The organism is Aeromonas sp. SrichE-2G, assembly GCF_017939565.1.
Classification (GTDB): Bacteria; Pseudomonadota; Gammaproteobacteria; order Enterobacterales; family Aeromonadaceae; genus Aeromonas; species Aeromonas taiwanensis.
This window is the reverse complement of sequence record NZ_JAGKRG010000004.1, coordinates 1-22,546: the sequence shown is the minus strand read 5'-3', so window position 1 is coordinate 22,546 and position 22,546 is coordinate 1. Positions and strand designations below refer to the sequence as shown.

At 61.9% G+C, this 22,546-nt stretch carries 20 protein-coding genes, 1 rRNA gene and 1 riboswitch; of the genes, 8 read left to right on the top strand and 13 right to left on the bottom strand.

The window, feature by feature from the left end; all coding sequences use genetic code 11:
- Positions 1–54: 54 nt before the first annotated feature.
- From J9885_RS02140 to J9885_RS02110, 7 genes are all read right to left on the bottom strand, one after another.
- A complete protein-coding gene (locus J9885_RS02140; RefSeq protein ID WP_210547947.1) occupies positions 55–1,017 on the bottom strand; it encodes an IS1595 family transposase in 963 nt (320 codons plus the stop codon).
- Positions 1,018–1,443: 426 nt separating this feature from the next.
- A complete protein-coding gene (gene ilvN / locus J9885_RS02135; protein ID WP_043758165.1) occupies positions 1,444–1,938 on the bottom strand; it encodes an acetolactate synthase small subunit in 495 nt (164 codons plus the stop codon).
- Positions 1,939–2,029: 91 nt separating this feature from the next.
- Positions 2,030–3,748 carry an acetolactate synthase 3 large subunit gene (locus J9885_RS02130; RefSeq protein ID WP_210547946.1) on the bottom strand — a complete coding sequence of 573 codons (1,719 nt, stop codon included), beginning with the start codon at positions 3,746–3,748 and terminating at the stop codon, positions 2,030–2,032.
- A gap of 390 nt (positions 3,749–4,138) precedes the next feature.
- A complete protein-coding gene (locus J9885_RS02125) occupies positions 4,139–4,291 on the bottom strand; it encodes a hypothetical protein (protein WP_081843615.1) in 153 nt (50 codons plus the stop codon).
- A 35-nt stretch (positions 4,292–4,326) separates the two neighbouring features.
- The gene (locus tag J9885_RS02120) at positions 4,327–5,436 is read right to left on the bottom strand and encodes an MJ1255/VC2487 family glycosyltransferase (RefSeq protein WP_210547945.1); all 1,110 of its coding nucleotides are present in this window, start codon (positions 5,434–5,436) and stop codon (positions 4,327–4,329) included.
- The gene (locus tag J9885_RS02115) at positions 5,433–5,936 is read right to left on the bottom strand and encodes a phosphatase PAP2 family protein (RefSeq protein WP_043758158.1); all 504 of its coding nucleotides are present in this window, start codon (positions 5,934–5,936) and stop codon (positions 5,433–5,435) included. Before J9885_RS02115 ends, J9885_RS02120 begins: the two co-directional genes overlap by 4 nt.
- A gap of 127 nt (positions 5,937–6,063) precedes the next feature.
- Complete coding sequence (locus J9885_RS02110) at positions 6,064–6,687, bottom strand: TetR/AcrR family transcriptional regulator (RefSeq protein WP_043758157.1); 624 nt, start codon at positions 6,685–6,687, stop codon at positions 6,064–6,066.
- Positions 6,688–7,091: 404 nt separating this feature from the next.
- Here J9885_RS02110 and leuA point away from each other — a divergent pair, with 404 nt between their 5' ends.
- The 5 genes from leuA (at position 7,092) to J9885_RS02085 (ending at position 12,959) form a co-directional block, all read left to right on the top strand.
- Entirely contained in the window at positions 7,092–8,654 is a 1,563-nt protein-coding gene (gene leuA, locus J9885_RS02105; RefSeq protein ID WP_210547944.1) for a 2-isopropylmalate synthase, read from the top strand.
- Positions 8,655–8,757: 103 nt separating this feature from the next.
- Complete coding sequence (gene leuB / locus J9885_RS02100; protein WP_134696432.1) at positions 8,758–9,843, top strand: 3-isopropylmalate dehydrogenase; 1,086 nt, start codon at positions 8,758–8,760, stop codon at positions 9,841–9,843.
- A 27-nt stretch (positions 9,844–9,870) separates the two neighbouring features.
- Complete coding sequence (leuC, locus tag J9885_RS02095) at positions 9,871–11,268, top strand: 3-isopropylmalate dehydratase large subunit (protein WP_134696433.1); 1,398 nt, start codon at positions 9,871–9,873, stop codon at positions 11,266–11,268.
- A gap of 12 nt (positions 11,269–11,280) precedes the next feature.
- Entirely contained in the window at positions 11,281–11,880 is a 600-nt protein-coding gene (gene leuD, locus J9885_RS02090) for a 3-isopropylmalate dehydratase small subunit (RefSeq protein ID WP_210547943.1), read from the top strand.
- Positions 11,881–12,032: 152 nt separating this feature from the next.
- Positions 12,033–12,959: a transglutaminase domain-containing protein gene (locus J9885_RS02085; RefSeq protein WP_210547942.1), complete on the top strand. Its 927-nt coding sequence runs from the start codon at positions 12,033–12,035 to the stop codon at positions 12,957–12,959.
- 78 nt (positions 12,960–13,037) lie between these two features.
- Here the strand turns inward: J9885_RS02085 and J9885_RS02080 are convergent, their stop codons facing one another.
- On the bottom strand, positions 13,038–13,328 hold the full coding sequence (locus tag J9885_RS02080; protein ID WP_043758147.1) for a PilZ domain-containing protein: 291 nt from the start codon (positions 13,326–13,328) through the stop codon (positions 13,038–13,040).
- 91 nt (positions 13,329–13,419) lie between these two features.
- Positions 13,420–13,510, top strand: a riboswitch (TPP riboswitch).
- Positions 13,511–13,609: 99 nt separating this feature from the next.
- Between J9885_RS02080 and thiB the strand changes: the two genes are divergently transcribed.
- The 3 genes from thiB (at position 13,610) to thiQ (ending at position 16,989) form a co-directional block, all read left to right on the top strand.
- Positions 13,610–14,590, top strand: coding sequence for a thiamine ABC transporter substrate binding subunit (gene thiB, locus J9885_RS02075; RefSeq protein WP_210547941.1), 981 nt, complete (start codon positions 13,610–13,612; stop codon positions 14,588–14,590).
- Positions 14,587–16,209 carry a thiamine/thiamine pyrophosphate ABC transporter permease gene (gene thiP / locus J9885_RS02070; protein ID WP_210548880.1) on the top strand — a complete coding sequence of 541 codons (1,623 nt, stop codon included), beginning with the start codon at positions 14,587–14,589 and terminating at the stop codon, positions 16,207–16,209. Before thiB ends, thiP begins: the two co-directional genes overlap by 4 nt.
- Positions 16,210–16,281: 72 nt before the next feature.
- Positions 16,282–16,989: a thiamine ABC transporter ATP-binding protein gene (gene thiQ, locus J9885_RS02065; protein WP_134697300.1), complete on the top strand. Its 708-nt coding sequence runs from the start codon at positions 16,282–16,284 to the stop codon at positions 16,987–16,989.
- 66 nt (positions 16,990–17,055) lie between these two features.
- On the opposite strand, the gene J9885_RS02060 is transcribed toward thiQ, so the two are convergent.
- The 5 genes from J9885_RS02060 to rrf form a co-directional block, all read right to left on the bottom strand.
- Positions 17,056–18,426, bottom strand: coding sequence for a PhoH family protein (locus J9885_RS02060; RefSeq protein WP_043758138.1), 1,371 nt, complete (start codon positions 18,424–18,426; stop codon positions 17,056–17,058).
- A gap of 220 nt (positions 18,427–18,646) precedes the next feature.
- Positions 18,647–19,330 (bottom strand): NrdJb, encoded by a 684-nt coding sequence (locus tag J9885_RS02055; RefSeq protein WP_134697298.1) that lies wholly within the window; start codon positions 19,328–19,330, stop codon positions 18,647–18,649.
- Positions 19,331–19,339: 9 nt separating this feature from the next.
- The gene (locus J9885_RS02050) at positions 19,340–21,487 is read right to left on the bottom strand and encodes an adenosylcobalamin-dependent ribonucleoside-diphosphate reductase (protein WP_210547940.1); all 2,148 of its coding nucleotides are present in this window, start codon (positions 21,485–21,487) and stop codon (positions 19,340–19,342) included.
- 210 nt (positions 21,488–21,697) lie between these two features.
- Positions 21,698–22,147, bottom strand: coding sequence for a pullulanase (locus J9885_RS02045; protein WP_025328176.1), 450 nt, complete (start codon positions 22,145–22,147; stop codon positions 21,698–21,700).
- Between the two features lie 286 nt (positions 22,148–22,433).
- Positions 22,434–22,546 (bottom strand): 5S ribosomal RNA (gene rrf / locus J9885_RS02040); the annotation flags it as partial.

Sequence of the window (22,546 nt, the reverse complement as noted above, 5' to 3'; positions counted from 1 at the left end):
CGCCCTGTCGTCTGACCCTGTGAAAAACCCGCCGAGAGGCGGGTTTTTTTATGGCTATGTCCCAATTACGTGTTGCATGGGGCGCCCTAGCGCCTCATGTAAACACATCTTAATGTTTACCTCCCTGCCGTAACGTTCCAGCATCCTGCGCCAGCCCAGATAATTCTTCAGATAGTGGGTCGCGACTCCATGGAATCGCTCCATCCACTTCTTCAACCGCCGGTGATATCCGTTCACATGCTGGATGTGGTATGCCCCAATCACTCGCTCACCTCGACGGTTGTGCACCACCTGATGGGTTATGCCCCGCGCTTGACTGAAACTGGCATACACCCCTGCACCATCACTGCAGAGCACGGCATCGGGCGCGATGAGTGGCTGCAACACTGCTTTCACCGTCTGCGCATCCAGCCTTTCCAGCTGAAAGTCGGCTTGGTGGCCCGCCCTGTCCTGCACCACCATCACCGGGATGTAATCCCGTCCGGTCCCCCGGGTGCGCCCTTTCCCGCCACGATGTCTTGCCGGGCGAGGCAACCCTCGCTGCCCCTTGAACGATTCGAGGAAGAAGGTTTCATCCACTTCCACGATGCCTTCTTCCCGTGTTGCCTGGTGGTTTGCCATCGCCTTCAGGAAACGGTGACGCCACAAGAAGGCTGTGTTCTTGCAAACACCGCAGCGGACGGCGGCCTGACGGACAGTGAGTCCATCTATGAGGGCCTGCGCGTAGTCCTCCCAATGCTCAGCCTTACGTAATCTGGCCAAAGGCGTCTTGGTGAGGAGGGAGCTGGTTCGCCGACACTGCTTGCAACGGTAGCGACGCAGCCCACGGCTCCAGCCCCAGGGGGCTAGCTGGGTGGCATCCGCCTGACAGTGGGGACAGCCGCAGCATGTGGGTAACTGGGCATGGAGGGACGTAATCGGGTGTGGAGCGGCGAGCTCATGCTGAGCGACACGGCGCTGACGAAGAGTAAGTAATGGAGAGAGGGACAACAGGTGTTGGAAGGCTGGGGTATCCATGATGAAGGTCCTCGCGGTGATGACCTACTTCCAGATTAGCCTTCCAACACATAATTGGGACTGCGCCTTTTTTATGGCTGCTCGGCAGGATGTTGATCGGCGAGATCAAAACCGGATCCCTGCCGGATCCGCTTGCCGATCCACGAGCCCCCCTCGGCAAGGCCCGGGGGATAAGCAAACGCTCACACCCGTGCCAGGGGATTGCACAAATGCGATCCAGCCAGGATCACATGGAAATATCCCTTTAAGATCATGACACTAAAGTCAGACACACCGCTAATCTACAGAGTTTTCCACAGCTTTTGTGGATAGTTTGTCGATCATTTGAAAGAAAATGACAGCCTCGGACAACGCCTCGCCCTCCCTTCCACCATGAAAAAGGGCTCCGAAGAGCCCTTGATGAACAGAGGTGACAACCGAAGCGGATCAGGGACGCAGTGACTTGTCCGCCCGGGAGATGCCGCAGACGCCGGAGCGCACCACTTCGACGATCTCGTTGGTCTGGGCCGCGGTCTTGATGAAGGCGTCCAGCTTATCGCTGGTGCCCACCAGTTGAACCGTGTAGAGCTCGGGGGTCACGTCCACGATCTGGCCGCGGAAGATGTCCGCCAGCCGTTTCAGCTCGTCACGAGCCCCACCGGCGGCGCGCGCCTTGACCAGGGCGATCTCCCGCTCGATGTGCTCCCCTTCGCTCAGATCGCACACCTTGAGCACGTCCACCAGCTTGTGCAGCTGCTTCTGGATCTGCTCCAGCACCCGCTCGTCACCCATGGTGACGATGGTCATACGCGACAGGGTGGGATCCTCGGTGGGGGCCACCGTCAGGGTCTCGATGTTGTAGCCGCGCTGGGAGAAGAGGCCCACCACACGGCTCAGGGCGCCGGATTCATTCTCCAGCAGTACTGAAATGATGTGTCTCATCAGGTTCTCTCCGTCTTACTCAGCCACATCTCGTCATTGATGGAACCAAACTTGAGCTCCATGGGTACGACCGAAATAATGTGTCCCATTGTCAAGTCCTCTCTGTCTTGCTCAGCCACATCTCGTCCATGGCGCCAAATTTGATTTGCATCGGATAGACGTGCTCGTCCGGATCGACCGAGATGTCCATGAACACCAGCCTGTCCTTCATGGCGAAGGCCTTCTCCATGGCGCTCTCCAGCTCCGCCGGATCGCTCACCGCGATACCGACATGGCCGTAGGCTTCCGCCAGTTTGACGAAGTCCGGCAGGGATTCCATGTAGGAGTGGCTGTGACGGCCGCCGTAGAACATCTTCTGCCACTGCTTGACCATGCCCAGCGCACGGTTGTTGATGGAGATGATCTTGATGGGCACCCCGTACTGCATGCAGGTAGAGAGCTCCTGGATGTTCATCTGCACCGAGCCGTCGCCGGTAACGCAGCAGACCACTGCATCCGGGTTGGCAAACTGGGCGCCCATGGCGGCCGGAATGCCGAAGCCCATGGTGCCGAGACCACCGGAGTTGATCCACTGGCGTGGCTTGGCAAACGGGTAGTAGAGGGCGGCAAACATCTGGTGCTGACCCACGTCGGAGGCGACAAAAGCCTCCCCCTTGGTCACCTTGTAGAGGGTCTCGATCACCTGTTGCGGCTTGATCAGGGTGGGAGAGGTCTCATAGGCCAAGCAGTTGCGGGAGCGCCACTGGTTGATCTGCTCCCACCAGTCCGACAGCACCTGCTTGTCGTTGTCAAAGCCGCACTCGCGGATCACTTCCAGCATCTGCTCGAGCACGGTTTCCACCGAGCCGACAATGGGCACATGGGCCTGCACCGTCTTGGAGATGGAGGTGGGGTCGATGTCGATGTGCACCACGGTGGCGTTGGGGCAGAACTTGGCCACGTTGTTGGTGACGCGGTCATCGAAGCGGGCACCCACGGCGAAGATGAGATCCGCGTTGTGCATGGTCTTGTTCGCTTCGAAGGTGCCGTGCATGCCGAGCATGCCGATGAACTGCGGGTGAGTACCGGGGAAGGCACCCAGCCCCATCAGGGTGGTGGTCACCGGCAGGTTCAGCAGCTCCGCCAGCTTGGTCACCAGGTGATCCGCATTGGCGTTGATGGCACCGCCACCCACGTACATGACCGGGCGGCTCGCCTCGGTCAGCAGCTTGGCGGCCCGCTTGATCTGGCCCTTGTGTCCGGCCTTGGTCGGATTGTAGGAGCGCAGATAGACCGTCTCGGGGTACTCGTAGGGGAATTTCTCTTTCGGATTCTGCACGTCTTTGGGCAGATCCACCACCACGGGCCCCGGGCGGCCACTGGCGGCAATGTAGTAGGCCTTCTTGATGGCCTCGGGAATGTCGCTCGCCTTCTTGCACAGGAAGCTGTGCTTCACCACCGGGCGGGAGATGCCGATCATGTCGGTCTCCTGGAACGCATCCTCCCCGATCATGCTGGTCGGCACCTGGCCGGACAGGATCACCAGGGGAATGGAATCCATGTAGGCGGTGGCGATCCCGGTGATGCAGTTGGTGGCGCCGGGACCCGAGGTCACCAGCACTGTGCCCACCTTGCCGGTGGAACGGGCGTAACCGTCCGCCATATGCACCGCGGCCTGCTCGTGCCGCACCAGGACGTGCTCCATCTTGCCGTTTTCGAAGAGAGCGTCATAGATGTCGAGCACTGAGCCACCAGGGTAGCCGAAAACGTGCTCAACTCCCTGATCTTCCAGCGCTCTAACCACCATCTGGGCGCCTGATAACATCTCCATGATAAAGCCCTCCAGGCTTTGCTCCGTTAAGCGAAAGCTATCGACAGTCCGCTGCTTCCCGGCAGCGCCGATCCGAGTCTTGTTGTTGTCTGCAGGCAGATCAGGCGAGTTCGGAGCCGTCGATAGTAGAAAAGTAGGGGTTTTCCATCATTCACCCGAAAAGCGGGTGAAAAACCAACTTAACCCGCCCGTGAACGCTTGTCCACGGCTTTGTCTGGCCAGAACAGTCAGAAATTTCAAACAGCTATTAACATTCAGTGACTTGGTCACCTGACGTGCAACAAAGGGGGACCTGGGGGGAGGATGCCAGCAGATCATGCTGTCAGGTAGCGGAAAGGACAAAATAAACAGCCCACCCCCAGGGGGTGGGCCGTCATAAACGAGGCGGTTCTACTGCTCGTCTTCGGGCTCTGCCAGCCAGATCTGCTGGTCCGGATCCGTCTCTTCGCAGACGGAGATGCTGACCCCCATGTCGATCAGCTCGTGGAGTGTCAAATTGTCCGCCAGGGTCATGGTGTCCCCTTTTTCATTGGTAAAGCGCATGATGTCCGTCCTCTCCGTGGTGGGATCGACTCAGTTTAGTCAAAGGCGCTGAGTTGGGATAACCAGGGGTGCTCCAGGGGGGTGCCACCCGCCAGCTCGCTGAGGCGATCGCACACCTCCTCCGGGAAGAGGGTGCGCCCCCACAGGCGGCGGGAAAGGGAGCCAAGCTCTTCCTCCGCCCCCGCCAGCAGCCAGTCGGCCAGCTCTCCCGCCACATCGGGGTAGCGCACCCATCCCGGCGCCGGCGTGTCCAGCCAGGCGCGGACCGCGTTGGCATCCAGGGTCTCCATCAGCTGGGCCAGCCCCATCAGCTCCAGCGTTCTGCCGTTGGTCAGTTGCTCGAACTGGCCGCCGAGGGGCTTGACCAGCAGCTTCTTGCCGAGCGACAGGGCCTCGGATGCCAGCTCGAACCCCGCATTGCTGATGACTCCCCGGCAACCGGCCAGCACCTGTTTGAACCCGTCCCTTGCCTGGGGCTCGAAGCGGATGTTGCGCCACTCGCTGCGCTTGCGCACCTCGGGGTGGAAGCAGACGAAGTGCTGCTGGCGGAAGCGGGACAGCAGGGCCGCTATCGCCTCGGTCTGCTCGAACGGCAGATAAACCAGGATCTGCTGGTTATCGGGGGTGGGTGCCAGCGGATCTATGATGGGGGGCAGCAGAGGCTGACCGAAATGGAACCAATGCAGCCCGAGGGACTGGCGTACCGGGGCAAAATGGCGCATCAGCTGGCGGTTGAAGCCGCTCTCCCCCCAACGCGGGATGGGCCAGTCAAAGCTGGCCTGATGGCTGATGGTGAGGCTGGGCTTGCCCCAGCGACGGGCGGCATGAGCACTGAGCGGCTCGAAGTCGCTGATGACGAGATCGTAGTCCCGGCAGTCGAGGGCTCGCAGATCCTGCCAGAAACGCAGGGGCGAGAGCCCCTTGAGGGTGCGCCAGCCCGAGATGCGCCCCTGATGACTGGCGAAGGTGATGCCGGGAAAGGTGCGATACTCCCCGAACTCCCCCATCTCGAAATAGCCGTCGGCGGCGCGGCCGCTGAACAGGTAGTCCACCGCCATTCCCCTGCTCTTCAGGGCACGCGCCAGGGTCCGGCTACGGCTGATGTGACCGTTGCCGGTCCCCTGCACTCCAAACAGTATTCTCATCCCTGGCTCCAGCCGAGCGCCCACAGGGCACAGCCACCGCCGAGCAGGGCACCGGCCACCAGATCGCTGAGGTAATGCACGCCGAGCAGCAGGCGGGACGCCCCCACCAGCGCCGCCCAGGCAAACAACAGGGGAGCCCAGGAGGGGAAGCCGGCGGCCAGCACGGTCGCCATCAGGAAGGCGGCGGCCGTGTGGCCGGAGGGCAGGCTGTAACGATCGGACGGGGTGATGAATACCGGCAGGCCCGCCGGGCGCTGGCGTCTGAGGGCGTTCTTGAGCAGCAGATAGAGCGGCAGCTCGAGGGCAAAGGCCCACAAGGCCGCCTGCACCACGGCCCGCCCCGCCTCTCCCTGCCACCAGAGCAGGCCAGCCAGCACGGCATAGAGGGGGCCGTCACCGGTGCGGGAGACGAGCAGGCTGATCCTGGCCTGTGGCCGGTTGTAGGGGTGAAGCAGGCAGACACGACACACCCGCAGGTCCCATTGCTGGATCTTGTTCATCACGCCCCCTTCCCTTGAGTCTTGGCTACAGACTAGGGCGCGGTCGTGACACTTCGTTGACGCACAAATAACGGATTGATGAAAAAAGGGGCCCTAAGGCCCCTTTTCAGCAGGTTGTCGGCAACGCTCAGTTCAGGGAACCGCGCAGGCCGTTCTCCATCAGCTGGCAGTTGTGGGCCGCCAGCCGGCTCATGAAGCTCTCGTCCACCGTCAGGCCAAACACCTGCTCGTAGAGATCCTTCATCACGAACGGCTGCCACATCATGCTGAGGAAGGAGATCTTCAGCATCTCGGGATCCAGGTTGTCCGCCAGCTGGCCGTTGGATCGCATGGTGGCGAGCAGGGCATCGAACTGGGGAAGCTGGCGTTCCAGCAGACGATTCAGCACAAAATCTCGCCCCGGACTCTTCTCGGTAGATAACGCGCTGGAGATGGCGGAGGTCAGCTCGCTGTTCGGCGCCATCACCTGATAGTAGGTGTTGAGCAGATCGGTCAGGCTGCGGTTGCTGCTCTCGTCGTGCCAGGCCTGATCCAGCGGCTCGGCCACGTCCCCCAGCACGGCCTTGTAGAGACCCTCCTTACTGCCGAAGTAGTAGTGGATCATCGCCAGATTGGAGCCGGCCAGCTCGGCGATCTCCCGGGTCGTCACCTTGCTGTAGGGGGTGTTGAGAAAACGTTCGCGCGCCGCGGCAAGCAGCTTGTCACGGATGTCGGAACGTCCGACCGGACGGCCAGGTCTGCGTTTTTCCATGGAATACCTCAGATAATTCAGCAAGGGCTGACAAGTCGATCTGATTGTGAGGGTGATCGAGTACAGCAGGAATAACCAGATAATCAGGCATGAACCGAATATGGGACAAGAGAATTTGCACTCCTTTACAATTCGATTAAATAACCCAGTGAATTGAACCTGTCCGTTCAGGTTGACACAGCATAAAAATCTCGATATTGGTAGTAGCGTTATCGACTGGAAGGATTGAGTCATCATGCGTATTGCCGCCCCGCTACTACTTATCTCCCTAATCGCGACTCCTCGCGCGGGATCCTTGTAGCCGGGCTAGGCATAGCCGGAATTTACAGAAACCCGTGCACCCCGCACGGGTTTTTTTATGCCACGCAGGATGCACGAAGCGAACTTAGGAAGAGGGAAGTCACATGTCAGATCGGGTCATCATATTCGATACCACCTTGCGTGATGGCGAGCAGGCGTTGTCGGCCAGCTTGACGGTCAAGGAGAAGCTGCAGATCGCCCAGGCGCTGGAACGGCTCGGGGTCGACATCATGGAAGTGGGTTTCCCCGTCTCCTCCCCCGGCGATTTTCAATCGGTGCAGACCATCGCCCGCCACATCAAGAACAGCCGGGTCTGCGCCCTCGCCCGCGCCCTGCAAAAAGACATCGATGCCGCCGGTGAGGCGCTGAAAGTCGCCGAGGCGTTTCGCATTCACACCTTCATCTCCACCTCCTCCATCCACGTCGAGAGCAAGCTCAAGAAGAGCTTCGAGGACGTGCTGGAGATGGGGGTCGGCGCCATCAGGCACGCCCTGCGCTACACCGACGACGTGGAGTTCTCCTGTGAAGATGCGGGCCGCACCCCGATAGACAATTTGTGCCGCATGGTGGAGGCCGCCATCAAGGCCGGCGCCCGCACCATCAACATTCCGGACACCGTCGGCTACACGGTGCCGACCGAATTCTCCGGCATCATCCAGACCCTGTTCAACCGGGTGCCCAACATCGACAAGGCCATCATCTCGGTGCACTGCCACGACGATCTGGGCCTCTCGGTGGCGAACTCCATCGGTGCCGTGCAGATGGGGGCCCGCCAGATCGAGTGCACCATCAATGGCATCGGCGAGCGGGCGGGCAACTGCTCCCTGGAAGAGGTGGCGATGATCCTGAAGACCCGCGCCGACCTGCTCGGGGTGCACACCAACATCCGCCACAACGAGATCCACCGCACCAGCACGCTCGTCAGTCAAATTTGCAACATGCCGGTGCAGCCGAACAAGGCCATCGTCGGGGCCAACGCCTTCTCCCATAGCTCCGGCATCCACCAAGATGGCGTGCTCAAGGCGAAGAACACCTACGAAATCATCACCCCCGAGAGCATCGGCCTCACCCAGAACAACCTCAACATGACCTCCCGCTCCGGCCGCCACGTGATCAAACACCGGATGGAGTCCATGGGCTACGCCGAGAGCAGCTATGACCTCGACGATCTCTACGGCAAGTTCCTCACCCTGGCGGACAAAAAGGGGCAGGTATTCGACTACGACCTGGAGGCCCTCGCCTTCTTCAGCCAGATCCACGAAGAGCCGGAGCACTTCAAGCTGGAGTACCTGGGCGTGCAGAGCGGCAGCTCGGTGCTCGCCACCGCCTCGGTGAAACTTAAGGTAGGCCAGGATCTGGTGTGCGAGGCGGCCACCGGCAACGGCCCGGTGGACGCGGTCTACCAGTGCATCAACCGCATCACCGGCTACGAGATCCGCATCGACAAGTACGAACTCAAGGGCAAGGGCGAGGGCAAAAACGCCCTCGGCCAGGTGGACATCGTCGCCGAATACAAGGGGCGCAAGTTCCACGGCATGGGGCTGGCCACCGACATCATCGAGTCGTCGGCCCAGGCCCTGGTCCACGTGATCAACAGCATCTGGCGTGCAGACCAGGTCGCCGAGCAGATGGAACGCAACAACACCATCAAGCCGGAAACCGTCTGAGCCCGCCGGACAAGATGACAGCACAACATCAAGGCGACAGCCGCCCGGGCAGCGTCCGGGCCTCGCAGATGAAATGGAATAACACTATCAAGACGGAGAGAGTATGAGCAGTTATCGGATCGCAGTATTGCCGGGTGACGGCATTGGCCCGGAAGTGATGGCAGAAGCCATCAAGGTACTGGAAAAGGTGCAGACCAAATTCGGCTTCTCCCTCGACTATGACCGCCACGACGTGGGCGGCATCGCCATCGACAACCACGGTACCCCGCTGCCCCAGAGCACCATTGCCGGCTGTGAAGCGGCCGATGCGGTGCTGTTCGGCTCGGTGGGTGGCCCCAAGTGGGAGCATCTGCCACCGAACGATCAGCCGGAGCGCGGCGCACTGCTGCCCCTGCGTGCCCACTTCAAGCTGTTCTGCAACCTGCGTCCGGCTCGTATCTACACCGGTCTGGAGCAATTCTCGCCCCTGCGTGCCGACATCTCCGATCGCGGCTTCGACATCGCCTGCGTGCGCGAGCTGACCGGCGGCATCTACTTCGGCCAGCCCAAGGGACGCGAGGGTGAAGGCGCCACCGAGAAGGCGTTCGACACCGAGGTGTACCACCGCTTCGAGATCGAGCGCATCGCCAAGATAGCCTTCGAATCGGCCCGGGTGCGCAAGGCCAGGGTCACCTCCATCGACAAGGCCAACGTGCTCGCCTCCTCCATCCTGTGGCGCGAGGTGGTGACCCAGGTCGCCAAATCCTATCCGGACGTGGCGCTGAACCACATGTATATCGACAACGCCACCATGCAGCTCATCAAGGATCCGTCCCAGTTCGACGTGCTGCTCTGCTCCAACCTGTTCGGCGACATCCTCTCCGACGAGTGCGCCATGATCACCGGCTCCATGGGCCTGCTCCCCTCCGCCAGCCTGAACGAATCCGGTTTCGGTCTGTTCGAACCGGCCGGCGGCTCGGCCCCCGACATCGCCGGCAAGGGGATTGCGAACCCCATCGCCCAGATCCTCTCCGCCGCCCTGATGCTGCGCTACAGCCTCGGTCAGGAAGCCGCCGCCCAGGCCATCGAGCAGGCCGTGGCCCAGACCCTGGCCGAAGGCTACTTCACCGCCGATCTGCATCAGGCCAGCGCCAAGCACCCGGTACAAAGCACCGCCGACATGGGCAGCCAGATCGCCGCGCGCATCTGACGCCACCAGATAACAAGGAAGAGAGCAATGTCCAAGACCCTCTATCAGAAAGTGTTCGACGCCCACGTGGTGCGGGAAGTGGAAGGCGAAACGCCCCTCATCTACATCGACCGTCACCTGGTGCATGAAGTGACCAGCCCCCAGGCGTTCGACGGCCTGCGCGCCATGAACCGCCAGCTGCGTCGCCCGGATCTGACCTGGGCCACCATGGATCACAACGTCTCCACCACCACCAAGGACATCGCCGCCTCCGGCGAGATGGCCCGCATCCAGATGGAGACGCTGGCCGCCAACTGCAAGGAGTTCGGTGTTCGTCTCTACGATCTCAACCACAAATACCAGGGTATCGTCCACGTGATGGGACCGGAGCTTGGCATCACCCTGCCCGGCACCACCATCGTCTGCGGTGACTCCCACACCGCCACCCACGGCGCCTTCGGCTCGCTCGCGTTCGGCATCGGCACCTCGGAAGTGGAACACGTGATGGCGACCCAGACCCTGAAACAGGGCCGCGCCAAGACCATGCGTATTTCGGTCAACGGTAAACTGGCCGAAGGTATCAGCGCCAAGGATGTGGTACTCGCCATCATCGGCAAGGTCGGCCATGCTGGCGGCACCGGCTATGTGGTGGAGTTCGCCGGTGAGGCCATCGAGGGGCTCACCATGGAAGGGCGCATGACAGTGTGCAACATGGCCATCGAGCTCGGCGCCAAGGCGGGCATGATTGCCCCCGACCAGACCACCATCGACTACATCCGTGGCAAGGAGTTCGCCCCCAAGGGCGAGGTCCTGGAGCAGGCCATCGCCTACTGGCAGACCCTCAAGAGCGATGCCGATGCCAGATTTGATGCCGAAGTGGTGCTCGACGCCGCCGACATCGCCCCGCAAGTGACCTGGGGCACGAACCCGGGTCAGGTGATCGCCGTCAATGAGCCCATCCCTGCGCCGGAATCCTTCGCCGATCCGGTGGAGCAACAGTCCGCCCGCAAGGCCCTCGCCTATATGGACTTGCAACCGGGCCAGAAGCTCTCCGACGTCGCCATCGACAAGGTGTTCATCGGTTCGTGCACCAACAGCCGCATCGAGGATCTGCGCGCCGCCGCCGCCATCGCCCGTGGCCGCAAGGTCGCCGCCGGCGTGCAGGCTCTGGTGGTGCCGGGCTCCGAACAGGTGAAGGCCCAGGCCGAGGCCGAGGGGCTGGACAAGATCTTCATCGAAGCGGGCTTTGAGTGGCGCCTGCCCGGCTGCTCCATGTGTCTCGCCATGAACAACGACCGGCTGCAACCGGGGGAGCGCTGCGCCTCCACCAGCAACCGCAACTTCGAAGGGCGCCAGGGCCGTGCCGGCCGCACCCATCTGGTGAGCCCGGCCATGGCTGCCGCCGCCGCCGTCACCGGCCGCTTCGCCGACATTCGCGCACTGTAAGAGGGAAGAGAGATGACAGGATTCAAACAACATAAAGGGATCGTCGTTCCCCTCGACAGCGCCAACGTCGACACCGACGCCATCATTCCCAAGCAGTTCTTGCAGAAGGTGAACCGCACCGGTTTTGGCAAGCACCTGTTCCACGACTGGCGCTTCCTGGACGATGCAGGGGAGCAGCCCAACCCCGAGTTCGTGCTGAACCAGCCGCAGTTCGCCGGTGCCAGCATCCTCCTGGCCCGCGAAAACTTCGGCTGCGGCTCGAGCCGCGAGCACGCCCCCTGGGCGCTGGCGGATTACGGCTTCAAGACCATGATCGCCCCGAGCTTTGCCGACATCTTCTACGGCAACGCCATCAACAACGGCATGGTGCCGGTGCGCCTGAAGGAGGAGGAGGTCGAGGCCCTGTTCCAGCTGGTTGCCGCCCAGCCGGGCATCGAGATCGAAGTGGATCTGGAGGCCAACCAGGTGCGAGCCGGTGAACTTTGCTTCGGTTTCGAGATCGACGAGTTCCGCCGCTACTGCCTGCTCAACGGGCTGGATGCCATCGGCCTGACCCTGCAGCACGAGGCAGCCATCAGCGCCTTCGAGGCGAAGCAACCGAGCTGGATCTGACAAGCACAAGAGCCGCCCAGGCGCCTTCGAGACAAGGTTGCCGAGCCGGATCTGACAAGGCCCGGACGCGATAAAGCGAGTAGAATCCACAGGGAGCCCAGGCTCCCTGTTTTATTTCCCGCCCGCCACGGGCTCACCCACAGGAAAGGATGATGACAAGTACCCGCCCCCTCTTGCTGCTGATCCTGCTGCTCACCCTCCCGGCCAGCGCCGGGCAGACCTATTTCCACAGCAGCGGCGGCCAGCTTAACGTCGGCTGGCAGGACAGGGAGGGCGAGGTGCAGCAGCTCACCTACCGGCTGGAGGCGGGCAAACTGCCGCCACTCATCGCCTACCGGCCGGCCCGCATGCAGGAAGAGGTACTGCAGCGCCTGCTGCAAAAGGGGGTGGCCGAGTTCCCCGGCGTACAGTTCTCCCTCTCCCGCCCCGGGATGGAGCTTCAGCTCAAGAGCCGCCAGCCAGAGCAGGTCAACCAGGCCATGAGCTGGCTCACCCGGGAGCGCGGCAAGCTGGAGTCCGAGTGGCTCACGCAGCACTACTTCCAGCCCTTCACCGCTCCCGACGGCGCCTCCGCCATCAAGCAGGATCATGTGCGCATCGCCCTGGAGAGCCGGACCGAACTGGCACCGCTCGCCGATCAGCTCAAGCGGCAAGGCACCACAGAAACCGAGGCGCGCCAGAAGACGGTGGAGTACATCCTCGACTTCGTCCAGGCCATCCCCTATCGGCTGCTAGACAGCCAGTCGGGGCGCTCGGGCAAGGGCTTTCTGAGCCCCCGCCAGGTGCTGGAACAGAACGGGGGGGACTGCGACAGCAAGGTGACCCTGATGGCCGCCCTGCTGGCCCAGCTCTTCCCCGAGCTCAGGCAGACCATGGTATTCGTGCCTGGCCATGCCCTGCTGGGTGTGGCCCTGCCGGCCACACCGGGTGCGGCGACCCTGAGCCGGGATGGGGAAACCTATCTCCTGATGGAACCGACCGGCCCTGCCCAGCTCCCCCTGGGGCAGCTCGCGCCCGCCAGCCGGGTGCTGGTCGACAGCGGCCAGCTCAGCGTGCAGCCGGTACTGGCCAACCAGTGAAGAACCGGGCAGGCGAGCAGAGCGGCCAGCTTCGGCCGACCGATAAGATAAGAGAGTGAGAAGGGGTGAGGGTATGCGTCAGGCCAGAGACTGGAACTCCAGCGCCAGCAGAAGCCCGTGCTCTTCCTCCAGCACCCGCACGATGCGAGCCTGGGCCTCGAAGGGAGGCAGGAGGTTGCTGCTGGTGGCCAGGCTCACCCGGACGGGTTGATCCGGATCGAAACCGTGTTCGTTCACCTCGACGCCCATGCCGTTGGCGCTGAGATCCCGACAGATCCCCTCCAGCACCAGATCATGCTGGAACAGGGTGACGGGGGCATTGATGACCATGCGCTGGAAGGCTCGTCTTTCCTTGGTGCTGGTGATCACTTGGGGCATCCTCCTGGGTGGTGGCGCGCACGATGCGGCCCGTGAAACATAGTGCTGGCCTCCCCCTGGGAACGCCCATACAATGCGATGCGTTGCTCAAACGGGGTGCGGTTTACCGCTGAGATTATACCCGTGAACCTGATCCAGATAATGCTGGCGGAGGAATTTGAGGCATGACGCGCGTTTTTGCGCCCTCATCCGCTGGCCCTCACCACACGAGACGTGCCATTGATGAGCAGCCCGCTGCCCATGGCACCTCAGGACCCACAGGAGTGCCATTGATGAAGACCCTGCTGCTGCTCGCCACCGGCCTGCTCTCGGCCCAGGCATTTGCCGCCGATACCCTCACCGTCTACACCTACAGCTCCTTCGCCGCCGAATGGGGCCCGGGCCCCAAGATCAAGCAGGCCTTCGAGAAGGAGTGCGGCTGCACCCTGGATCTGGTGGCGCTGGAAGATGGCGTGGCCATCCTCAACCGGCTGCGGCTGGAAGGCCAGCACAGCAAGGCCGACCTGGTGCTGGGGCTGGATGACGCCCTGGTGAGCGAGGCCAAGCAGAGCGGGCTGTTCGCGTCTCATTCCACCAAGCTGGATGGCCTCAAGGTGCCGGGTGGCTGGCAGGATGATACCTTCGTCCCCTATGACTACGGCTATTTCGCCTTCGTCTACGACAGCGGCAAACTCAAGCAACCCCCCAAGAGTCTGAAAGAGCTGGTGGAGCGCCCCGATCTCAAGGTGATCTATCAGGATCCCCGCACCTCCACCCCGGGGCAGGGGCTGATGCTGTGGATGAAGTCGGTCTACGGTGAACAGGCCCCTGCCGCCTGGGCGCAGCTGGCCAAGAAGACGGTCACCGTCACCAAGGGCTGGTCAGAAGCCTACGGGATGTTCCTCGACGGCGAGGCGGACATGGTGCTCTCCTACACCACCTCCCCGGCCTATCACCTGATCGCCGAGAACAAGCCCCAGTATCGGGCGGCCGCGTTCGAGGAGGGTCACTACCGCCAGGTGGAGGTAGCCGCCAAGCTCAAGAGCGCCAAGCAGGGCAAGCTGGCCGACCAGTTCCTGCAATTCATGCTGAGCCCCGCCTTCCAGAACGAGATCCCCACCGGCAACTGGATGTATCCGGTGACGGACACCCCGCTGCCCAAGGGCTTCGAGCAGATGATCACCGTCAACAAGCCGCTCAGCTTCACCTCTGACGAGGTGGCCGCCAACCGCAAGGGCTGGATCCGGGAGTGGCTGCAAGCCGTCACCCAGTGAGCCATCACTTCGTGAAACCACAGTCTCGACCCCTCTGGTGGCTGCCGGGCAGCGCAGCCACCCTGATCATCCTGCTGTTGTCCCTGGGGCCGCTGGCGGCCCTGCTGTGGCAGGCCGGTACCCTGTCCCCCCGCACCCTGATGGCCGATCCCTATCTGCGCCACGTGCTGGGCTTCAGCCTCTGGCAGGCCCTGCTCTCCACCCTGCTGAGCTTAGGGTTAGCCATTCCGGTGGCCAGGGCCCTGGCTCGGCGCCGTTTCACCGGCCGCCGCCTGCTGCTCAAGCTGTTTGGCCTCTCCCTGGTGCTGCCCGTCATCATCGCCATCTTCGGCATGGTGGCAGTACACGGCCGTCAGGGCTGGCTGCCGCAACTGCTGTGCGGTCTGGGCGTGGATCCCGGCAACTACCTCTACGGCCTGTTCGGCATCCTGCTGGCCCACGTCTTCTTCAACATGCCGCTCGCCGCACGCCTCATCCTGCAGAGCATAGAGAGCATTCCCGAGTCCTCCTGGCGCCTCGCCAGCCAGCTCGGCATGCGATCCTCCCACATCTTCCGGCTGCTGGAGTGGCCCATCATCCGGGGCATGCTGCCGGGGCTCGCCAGCCTCATCTTCATGCTTTGCTTCACCAGCTTCACCACAGTGCTGGCGCTCGGCGGTGGCCCCAAGTCCACCACTCTGGAGGTAGCGGTCTATCAGGCGCTACGCTTTGACTTCGATCTCGCCACCGCCGGCGGGCTCGCCCTAGTGCAACTGCTGCTGACCCTGGCCCTGCTCCTGTTGCAGCACAAGTTGCAGACCACGCCGGCAAGCCGGATCGAGAGCCGTCGCCCCTGCCTGCGCCCGGACCGTCAGCAGAGGGGCACGGCCCTGGTGGATGGGCTGGCCCTGACCCTGGGGCTCGCCATCTTCCTGCCGCCGCTGCTGGCCATCGTCGTCGCCGGGTTCAACCCCGGCCTGCTGCCGGCACTGACGTCGAACCGGCTGTGGCAGGCGGGAGGCCAGTCGCTGGCCATTGCGCTGGCGGCTGGCTCCCTGGCCACCCTGCTCGGCGCCGCCCTGCTGCTCACCAGCCGCCACCTCAGGGTGCGGGATCGCAAGCGGCGCGCCGCCGCCCTGTGGGAAGCCAGCGGCTCCATGATCCTGATGATACCGGCGGTGGTGCTCTCCACCGGGCTTTTCATCATGTTCATGCCCTTCACCGATGTCTTCTCCCTGGGCCCCTGGCTGGTGGTACTGGTCAACGCCCTGATGGCACTGCCCTATGTGCTGCGCACCCTCAACGCCCCCATGCAGTTGGTGGTGCGCCAGTATGATCGGCTGGCGGACAGTCTGGGGGTACGCGGCCTGCATCGCCTGCGGCTGGTAGAGTGGCCCCTGCTGCGCCGCCCGCTGGCCCTGGCCATGGCCCTCTCCATGATCCTGTCGCTGGGTGATCTCGGCGCCATCGCCATGTTCGGCAGCCAGACCCTCACCACCCTGCCCTGGCTGCTCTATCAGCAGCTCGGCAGCTACCGCCTGACCGAGGCGGCCGCCACTGCCCTGCTGCTGCTCACGCTCTGTTTCTCCCTGTTCTGGCTGGTCGAGCGGGGGCTTGGAGGGAAGCATGCCGAACCTTGAAATCCGCGGCACCTTGCAAGGGTCCCGACACAGCCCTGCTGGCCGCTCACACAGCTCCCCGGAGAACAAAAGATGTTGAACATCGACAGACTGGTCACCAGCTACCCCGACTGGCGTGTCGACTTCACCGCCACCCTGGCCAGGGGGGAGATCACCGCCCTGATCGGTCCGAGCGGCGCCGGCAAGTCGACCCTGCTCGGCATGATCGCCGGCTTCGTGCCGGTGGAGTCCGGTACCCTCACCTTCGACGGTCAGGATCTGATGCCGCTGGGCCCGGCCGAGCGGCCGGTCACCACCCTGTTCCAGGATCACAACCTCTTCCTGCATTTGTCGGTGTTCGACAACATCGCCATCGGCCTGCACCCCGGGCTGCGTCTCAACGCCGCCCAGCGGAATCAGGTCAACGAGGCGGCCGAGCGGGTGGGCCTCGGCGCCATGCTGATGCGCCTGCCGGATCAGCTCTCCGGTGGCCAGCAACAGCGGGTGGGCCTGGCCCGCGCCCTGGTGCGGGGCAAGCCGCTGCTGTTGCTGGACGAGCCCTTCTCGGCCCTGGATCCGGCCCTGCGCAGGGAAATGCTGGCAGAAGTCGCCCGCCTCGCCTGCGAACAAGGCATTACAGTGCTGATGGTGTCCCATAACCCGGAAGACGCCCAGCTTATCGCCGACCAGGTACTCTTCATCGACGAGGGATGCATCGCCTTGCAGGGCAAGCCCGAGATCCTGCAAAGCAGCGATCATCCCGGGTTGCTGCGCTATCTCGGTCGTCCCCAGGGGGCCTAGGTAGACGGGATCAAAAAAGGGAAGCCAGCTGGCTTCCCTTTTTCATGCATGGTTTGTCGGCCGGGATCAGAGGTTTTCTTCGGCGAAGGAGGCGAGTCGACTGCGCACAACGCCATTCAGGAAGATGTTGGCACTGCCGTCGAAGTCCTTGAAACGCTCGACGATGTAGGTCAGACCCGAGGTCACCGGGCTCAGGTAGTTGGAGTCGATCTGGGCCAGGTTGCCGGAGCAGACGATCTTGGTCCCCTCGCCGCAACGGGTGATGATGGTCTTGATCTGGGACGCCGTCAGGTTCTGGCACTCGTCCAGCAGCACGAAGGTGTTCTGGATGCTGCGCCCGCGCATGAAGTTGACCGATTTGAACTGGATGTTGGCCTTCTCCATGATGTAGCTCAGCGACCCGCTCATGTTCTCGTCCTGCTTGTGCAGCACCTCCAGGGTGTCGGTCACCGCCGCCAGCCAGGGCATCATCTTCTCTTCTTCCGTGCCGGGCAGGAAACCGATACTCTCGGCGATTTCCGGGGTGTTGCGGGTGACGATCACCTTCTCGTAGATCCCCTTCTCGATCACCAGCTCCAGGGCCGCCGCCATGGCGAGCAGGGTCTTGCCGCAACCGGCAGGTCCGGTCAGGATCACCAGGTCGATATGGGGATCGAGCAGGGCGTCGAGGGCCATGCCCTGGTAGATGTTCTTGGGATGCACGCCCCAGGCCTTGCGCGACATCAACCGCTCGCGGCCCAGATCCTTGAGGCGGATCTTCTGGCCGTCGTGGGCGAGTACCCTAGCGGCAAAGAAGTTCTCCTCGTCCAGCAGGTACTGATTGACGTGCACCCCCTCCAGCAGGGCCGAGTCGATGACGTGCACCGTATCGCGGCCATGGGTCTCGCTGTCACACTCGCCGACCCGTTCCCAGAAACTGCCGGGCACCACCTGGAAGCCCTTGGCCAGCAGGCGGATGTCGTCGATCAGCTGGTCACTGCGGTAGTCCTCGACATGGGCAAGGCCGGCCCCCTTGGCCTTGAGGCGCATGTTGATGTCCTTGGTCACCAGCACCACCTGGCGTTTCATCTCATGCTTTTGCAGATAGAGGGCCGCATTGATGATGCGGTTGTCCGCCTCCTTGTCGGTGAACACCTCGGCATCCTGAGGCAGATGGTGATCGCTGAAGATGGAGATGCGACCGCTCGCCTCGCCGGCCAGCGCCACCCCTTGCACTATCTGTTCCGGGGTCGCGTCGCGGAATACGTCTTCCAGTGCGCGAATGGCGATACGGGCATCACGGCTGACGTCTTTCTGGCGATCCTTGATGTTGTCGAGCTCTTCGAGCACCGTCATGGGGATGAGCACGTCGTGCTCTTTGAAGGAGTAGATGGCGAGGGGTTCGTGAAGCAGAACGTTGGTATCCAGGATAAACAGCTTTCGGTCCGTGTTGTCCATAAGCATCCTCCTTGGCACTGAAGGTGCCACGTGTGTGAATCTCAGATGTCATTGAAACCACACGACCGTGACAGTTTTATTACCCCCAACGCTACGCCCGAATTTACCGGCGTGCAACATTTCCCTTGCACGCCCCAACTGACTGTATATAAAGCAATCAATAAAAAAGACCGGCCCTCTGGCCGATCTTTTAAGCGTGATTATCCCCCAAGCGGCCCCGTTAGCCGCACTTGGAATCACCGCAATTGAGGCAGGTCATGCAGCCATCTTTCTGCACCAGCGCCTTGGTGTGGCACTTGTAGCAGAGCGCCGCATTGGGGGGGAAACCGCTGCCCGCCTGCTGTTCTTCTGCCTGTTGCTGTGCCTGCAGTTCCGCCTGCTTCTCGGCCAGAAACGCCTGCTGGTGCTCGTCCAGCCCGGGCACCTTAAGCATGCCGATCTCGGTGAGATGGGTCTCTATCACGTTGCCAATTTCGGCGATGAGCGAGGGCACATACTTGCCCTTGTTCCAGTAGCCGCCCTTGGGATCGAACACGGAGCGCAGCTCCTCCACCAGGAAGGTGACATCCCCCCCCTTGCGGAATACCGCCGAGATGATACGGGTCAGGGCCACTATCCACTGATAGTGTTCCAGGCTCTTGGAATTGATGAAGATCTCGAACGGACGGCGCGTCTCGTGGACCGTGCCCTCGTTGAGAATGATGTCGTTGATGGTGATGAACAGCGAATGCTCGGAGACGTGCTCCGGCGTCTTCAGCTTGTAGGTGGTGCCCATCAGCCGTTCCGGGCGCAGCACCGTCTCGTGCATGTGCACCACGTCATCCTGGGGATCCGGTGCCTCTTGCGGTTCATCCCGGGTTTTCACCTTGTAGGCGACGATTTTTCTGTCGATCTTCTTGACCATGTGTCGTTCTCAGAATTTGCCGTAATAGCCTTCTTTCAAGGCGTCGTAGAGGTTGGCGGCAGTGTGCAGCTCGCCATCGTATTCGATCTCTTCGTTCCCTTTCACCGTGATGACGGAGCCATCCTCCAGAGTGAACTCGTACTGAGTGTTCTCCAGATCCTTCTCCTTCACCAGCACGCCCTGGAAGGCCTCCGGATTGAAGCGGAAGGTAGTGCACCCCTTGAGCCCGGAATCCGAGGCATAGAGGTAGATATCCTTGAACTGCTCGAACGGGAAGTCGGTCGGCACGTTGGCGGTCTTGGAGATAGAGGAGTCAATCCAGCGCTGGGCCGCTGCCTGGATGTCCACGTGCCCGGTCGGACTGATGTCGTCTGCGGTGATGAAATAATCCGGCAGGCGACTGGCCTCATCCGCCCCATAGGGCATCGCAGCCGGGTTCACCAGCTCGCGGTAGGCGAGCAACTCGAAGGAGTAGACATCCACGCTCTCCTTGCTCTTCTTGCCAGGCTTGATGACGTTGCGGCTGTAGTGGTGGGCAAAGCTCGGCTCGATACCGTTGCTGGCGTTGTTGGCGAGCGACAGGGAGATGGTGCCGGTCGGCGCAATGCTGCTGTGGTGGGTGAAACGGCCACCCACCTCGGCCAGCTCGGCCACCAGGGCGGGATCCACCTCGGCCACCTGCTGCATGTAGCGGCTGTAGCGGGAGTGCAGCACCTTGCCCTTCACCTTGTCGCCGATCTTGATGCCATCTGCCGCCATCTCGGGGCGCAGGCGCAGCATTTTGCCGGTGACCTCGAACTCCTGCTCCATGACGGGCGCCGGCCCCTTCTCCTTCGCCAACCGCAGGGACTCCTGCCAGCCGGTCATCGCCAGTTCCTGGGAGACCTGCTCGGTAAAGGCGACGGACGCCGCACAGCCGTACTTGATGCGCAGCATGGTCAGGGCCGAGCCCAGGCCGAGGAAGCCCATGCCGTGGCGGCGCTTGGCGGTAATCTCCTCGCGCTGTCTGGCCAGCGGCAGCTGGTTGATCTCCACCACGTTGTCGAGCATGCGGGTGAAGATGGCCACCACCTTGCGAAACGCGGGCCAGTCGAAGGCGGCCTGCTCGGTGAAGGGGTCACGCACGAAGGCGGTCAGGTTGACCGAGCCCAGCAGACAGGCGCCATAGGGCGGCAGGGGCTGCTCGCCACAGGGGTTGGTGGCGCGGATCTCCTCGCAGAACCAGTTGTTGTTCATCTCGTTGACCTTGTCGATCAGGATGAAACCGGGCTCCGCATAGTCGTAAGTGGAGGTCATGATGACGTTCCAGAGCTTGCGGGCGGGTAAGGTCTTGTAGACCTTGCAGGCTACCTGCCCCAGCTCGTTTATCACCACCCCTTCCTTGTTGGGCCAGTCCGCCCAGATCACCTGCAGCGGGTCGTCCAGCGCGATGCCGTCCTGTTCCACCTCCTTGGCGGTGTAGGGGAAGATCAGTTGCCAGGGGGCATCCACCTTCACCGCCTTCACAAACTCTTCGGTGATGAGCAGGGAGAGGTTGAACTGGCGAAGGCGGCCATCTTCCCGCTTGGCCTGGATGAACTCGATCACGTCGGGGTGACGGATGTCCATGGTGCCCATCTGGGCGCCACGACGGCCGCCAGCTGAAGACACGGTGAAACACATCTTGTCGTAGATGTCCATAAAGGAGAGCGGACCCGAGGTATAGGCGCCGGCACCGGAGACGAAGGCCCCGCGCGGGCGCAGGGTCGAGAAGTCATAGCCGATGCCGCAGCCGGCCTTCAGGGTCAACCCAGCCTCATGCACCTTGCCGAGGATATCGTCCATCGAATCTTCGATGGTGCCGGAGACGGTGCAGTTGATGGTGGACGTGGCGGGTTTGTGCTCGAACGCTCCGGCGTTGGAGGTGATACGGCCCGCCGGAATGGCACCATTGCGCAGGGCCCACAGGAAGGGCGCATACCAGGCCTCGGGTTCGCGTTCCTGCGCAGCCAGCGCGCGGGCGACCCGCTGGTAGGTCTCGTCGATGGAACCATCGATGGGGGCGCCATCCTTGCTCTTGAGACGATATTTACTGTCCCAGATCTCGAGGGACGTCTCCTGCAGGGGGATCTGGCGGGCGAGGGTGTCGCTCTCCAGCACCGGGGTGGATTTAGCCATGTTCAATCAACCTCATGTGAATGCATCTACACCCTGACAACACTAAAAGCACAACTAATAGTGAAATTTAAGGCAGACAACACTATATATAGTAAACCAGTCATAACGAGGGCGCAGATTCTATCCTAAAAAAATGCCCCGGCCAGCAGATTTCTGGGCCAGGGCATTTAAGCGGTTCAATTCCCGAGAGATTTAATGCGAAGCGGGATCTCAGGGTTTCTTGACGTAAACGCTCGGTGTCTCACCCGCCATATTCAGATAGAACTCATAGACGCCATCCGCATCGGGCGAGAACTTCATGTCCTCATACTTGGAGCAAGGGTTGACCGGTACGGGCTCCCCGCCCAGTACGGCCACGCCATCGCTCGGGCTCTTGTAGCCGAAGTTGGTACCGCAGCTCCAGCCGGAGTCAGCGAACTTGAATTTGTAGGGAGCCCACTCCTTCTTGAGCGTGCCCTTGGCCATGTAAAGCTTGTCGGCGACCTTGACCACCTTGCTCTCATCGGTCGCCATCCAGTCGTTCATCTCCCCTCGCAGGTAGATGGACTTGCCGCCGAAGTCGCTGTTGTCTGCCGCCTGCTCTGCACCGCCATTTGATGCGCAACCGCCTAATACCAGGGTTCCCGCCGCCAGCATCATCGTTACTGTTCTTTTGAACATGTGTCCATTCCTCAGATTATTGTGATTCCTTGGCCCATCGAACGTGGGCTGACGAATTAAAGCAGAGCGGGCATCGCAAGAAAGGTAGAGGCATCACATTCTGTGTTTTTTATATCCAACGCACACTATCAATGGATAAATATCGAACAGAGAATCAAAGGGATTGGTGAAGCTAGGGTGGTTAATGACAAAACGGCGGGACTATCTGAAGGTGGAAATTCGCCGTTCTGGCCAATTTCAGGCAATAAAAAAGCCCGCTCGAATGAGCGGGCTTCTTCAATTGGGTGCCTGGCAGTGTCCTACTCTCGCATGGCGAATGCCACACTACCATCGGCGCTACAGCGTTTCACTTCTGAGTTCGGCATGGGGTCAGGTGGTTCCACTGCGCTATTGCCGCCA

Excerpts from the sequence above, each read along its gene's own strand:
- thiQ (WP_134697300.1), top strand. The coding sequence starts at position 16,282 with ATGTTGAACATCGACAGACTGGTCACCAGCTACCCCGACTGGCGTGTC.
- leuC (WP_134696433.1), top strand. The coding sequence starts at position 9,871 with ATGTCCAAGACCCTCTATCAGAAAGTGTTCGACGCCCACGTGGTGCGG.
- J9885_RS02045 (WP_025328176.1), bottom strand. The coding sequence starts at position 22,147 with ATGTTCAAAAGAACAGTAACGATGATGCTGGCGGCGGGAACCCTGGTA.
- J9885_RS02110 (WP_043758157.1), bottom strand. The coding sequence starts at position 6,687 with ATGGAAAAACGCAGACCTGGCCGTCCGGTCGGACGTTCCGACATCCGT.
- J9885_RS02130 (WP_210547946.1), bottom strand. The coding sequence starts at position 3,748 with ATGGAGATGTTATCAGGCGCCCAGATGGTGGTTAGAGCGCTGGAAGAT.
- ilvN (WP_043758165.1), bottom strand. The coding sequence starts at position 1,938 with ATGAGACACATCATTTCAGTACTGCTGGAGAATGAATCCGGCGCCCTG.
- J9885_RS02050 (WP_210547940.1), bottom strand. The coding sequence starts at position 21,487 with ATGGCTAAATCCACCCCGGTGCTGGAGAGCGACACCCTCGCCCGCCAG.
- thiB (WP_210547941.1), top strand. The coding sequence starts at position 13,610 with ATGAAGACCCTGCTGCTGCTCGCCACCGGCCTGCTCTCGGCCCAGGCA.
- leuB (WP_134696432.1), top strand. The coding sequence starts at position 8,758 with ATGAGCAGTTATCGGATCGCAGTATTGCCGGGTGACGGCATTGGCCCG.
- J9885_RS02140 (WP_210547947.1), bottom strand. The coding sequence starts at position 1,017 with ATGGATACCCCAGCCTTCCAACACCTGTTGTCCCTCTCTCCATTACTT.
- J9885_RS02085 (WP_210547942.1), top strand. The coding sequence starts at position 12,033 with ATGACAAGTACCCGCCCCCTCTTGCTGCTGATCCTGCTGCTCACCCTC.
- leuA (WP_210547944.1), top strand. The coding sequence starts at position 7,092 with ATGTCAGATCGGGTCATCATATTCGATACCACCTTGCGTGATGGCGAG.
- J9885_RS02055 (WP_134697298.1), bottom strand. The coding sequence starts at position 19,330 with ATGGTCAAGAAGATCGACAGAAAAATCGTCGCCTACAAGGTGAAAACC.
- leuD (WP_210547943.1), top strand. The coding sequence starts at position 11,281 with ATGACAGGATTCAAACAACATAAAGGGATCGTCGTTCCCCTCGACAGC.
- J9885_RS02115 (WP_043758158.1), bottom strand. The coding sequence starts at position 5,936 with ATGAACAAGATCCAGCAATGGGACCTGCGGGTGTGTCGTGTCTGCCTG.
- J9885_RS02125 (WP_081843615.1), bottom strand. The coding sequence starts at position 4,291 with ATGCGCTTTACCAATGAAAAAGGGGACACCATGACCCTGGCGGACAAT.
- J9885_RS02060 (WP_043758138.1), bottom strand. The coding sequence starts at position 18,426 with ATGGACAACACGGACCGAAAGCTGTTTATCCTGGATACCAACGTTCTG.
- J9885_RS02120 (WP_210547945.1), bottom strand. The coding sequence starts at position 5,436 with ATGAGAATACTGTTTGGAGTGCAGGGGACCGGCAACGGTCACATCAGC.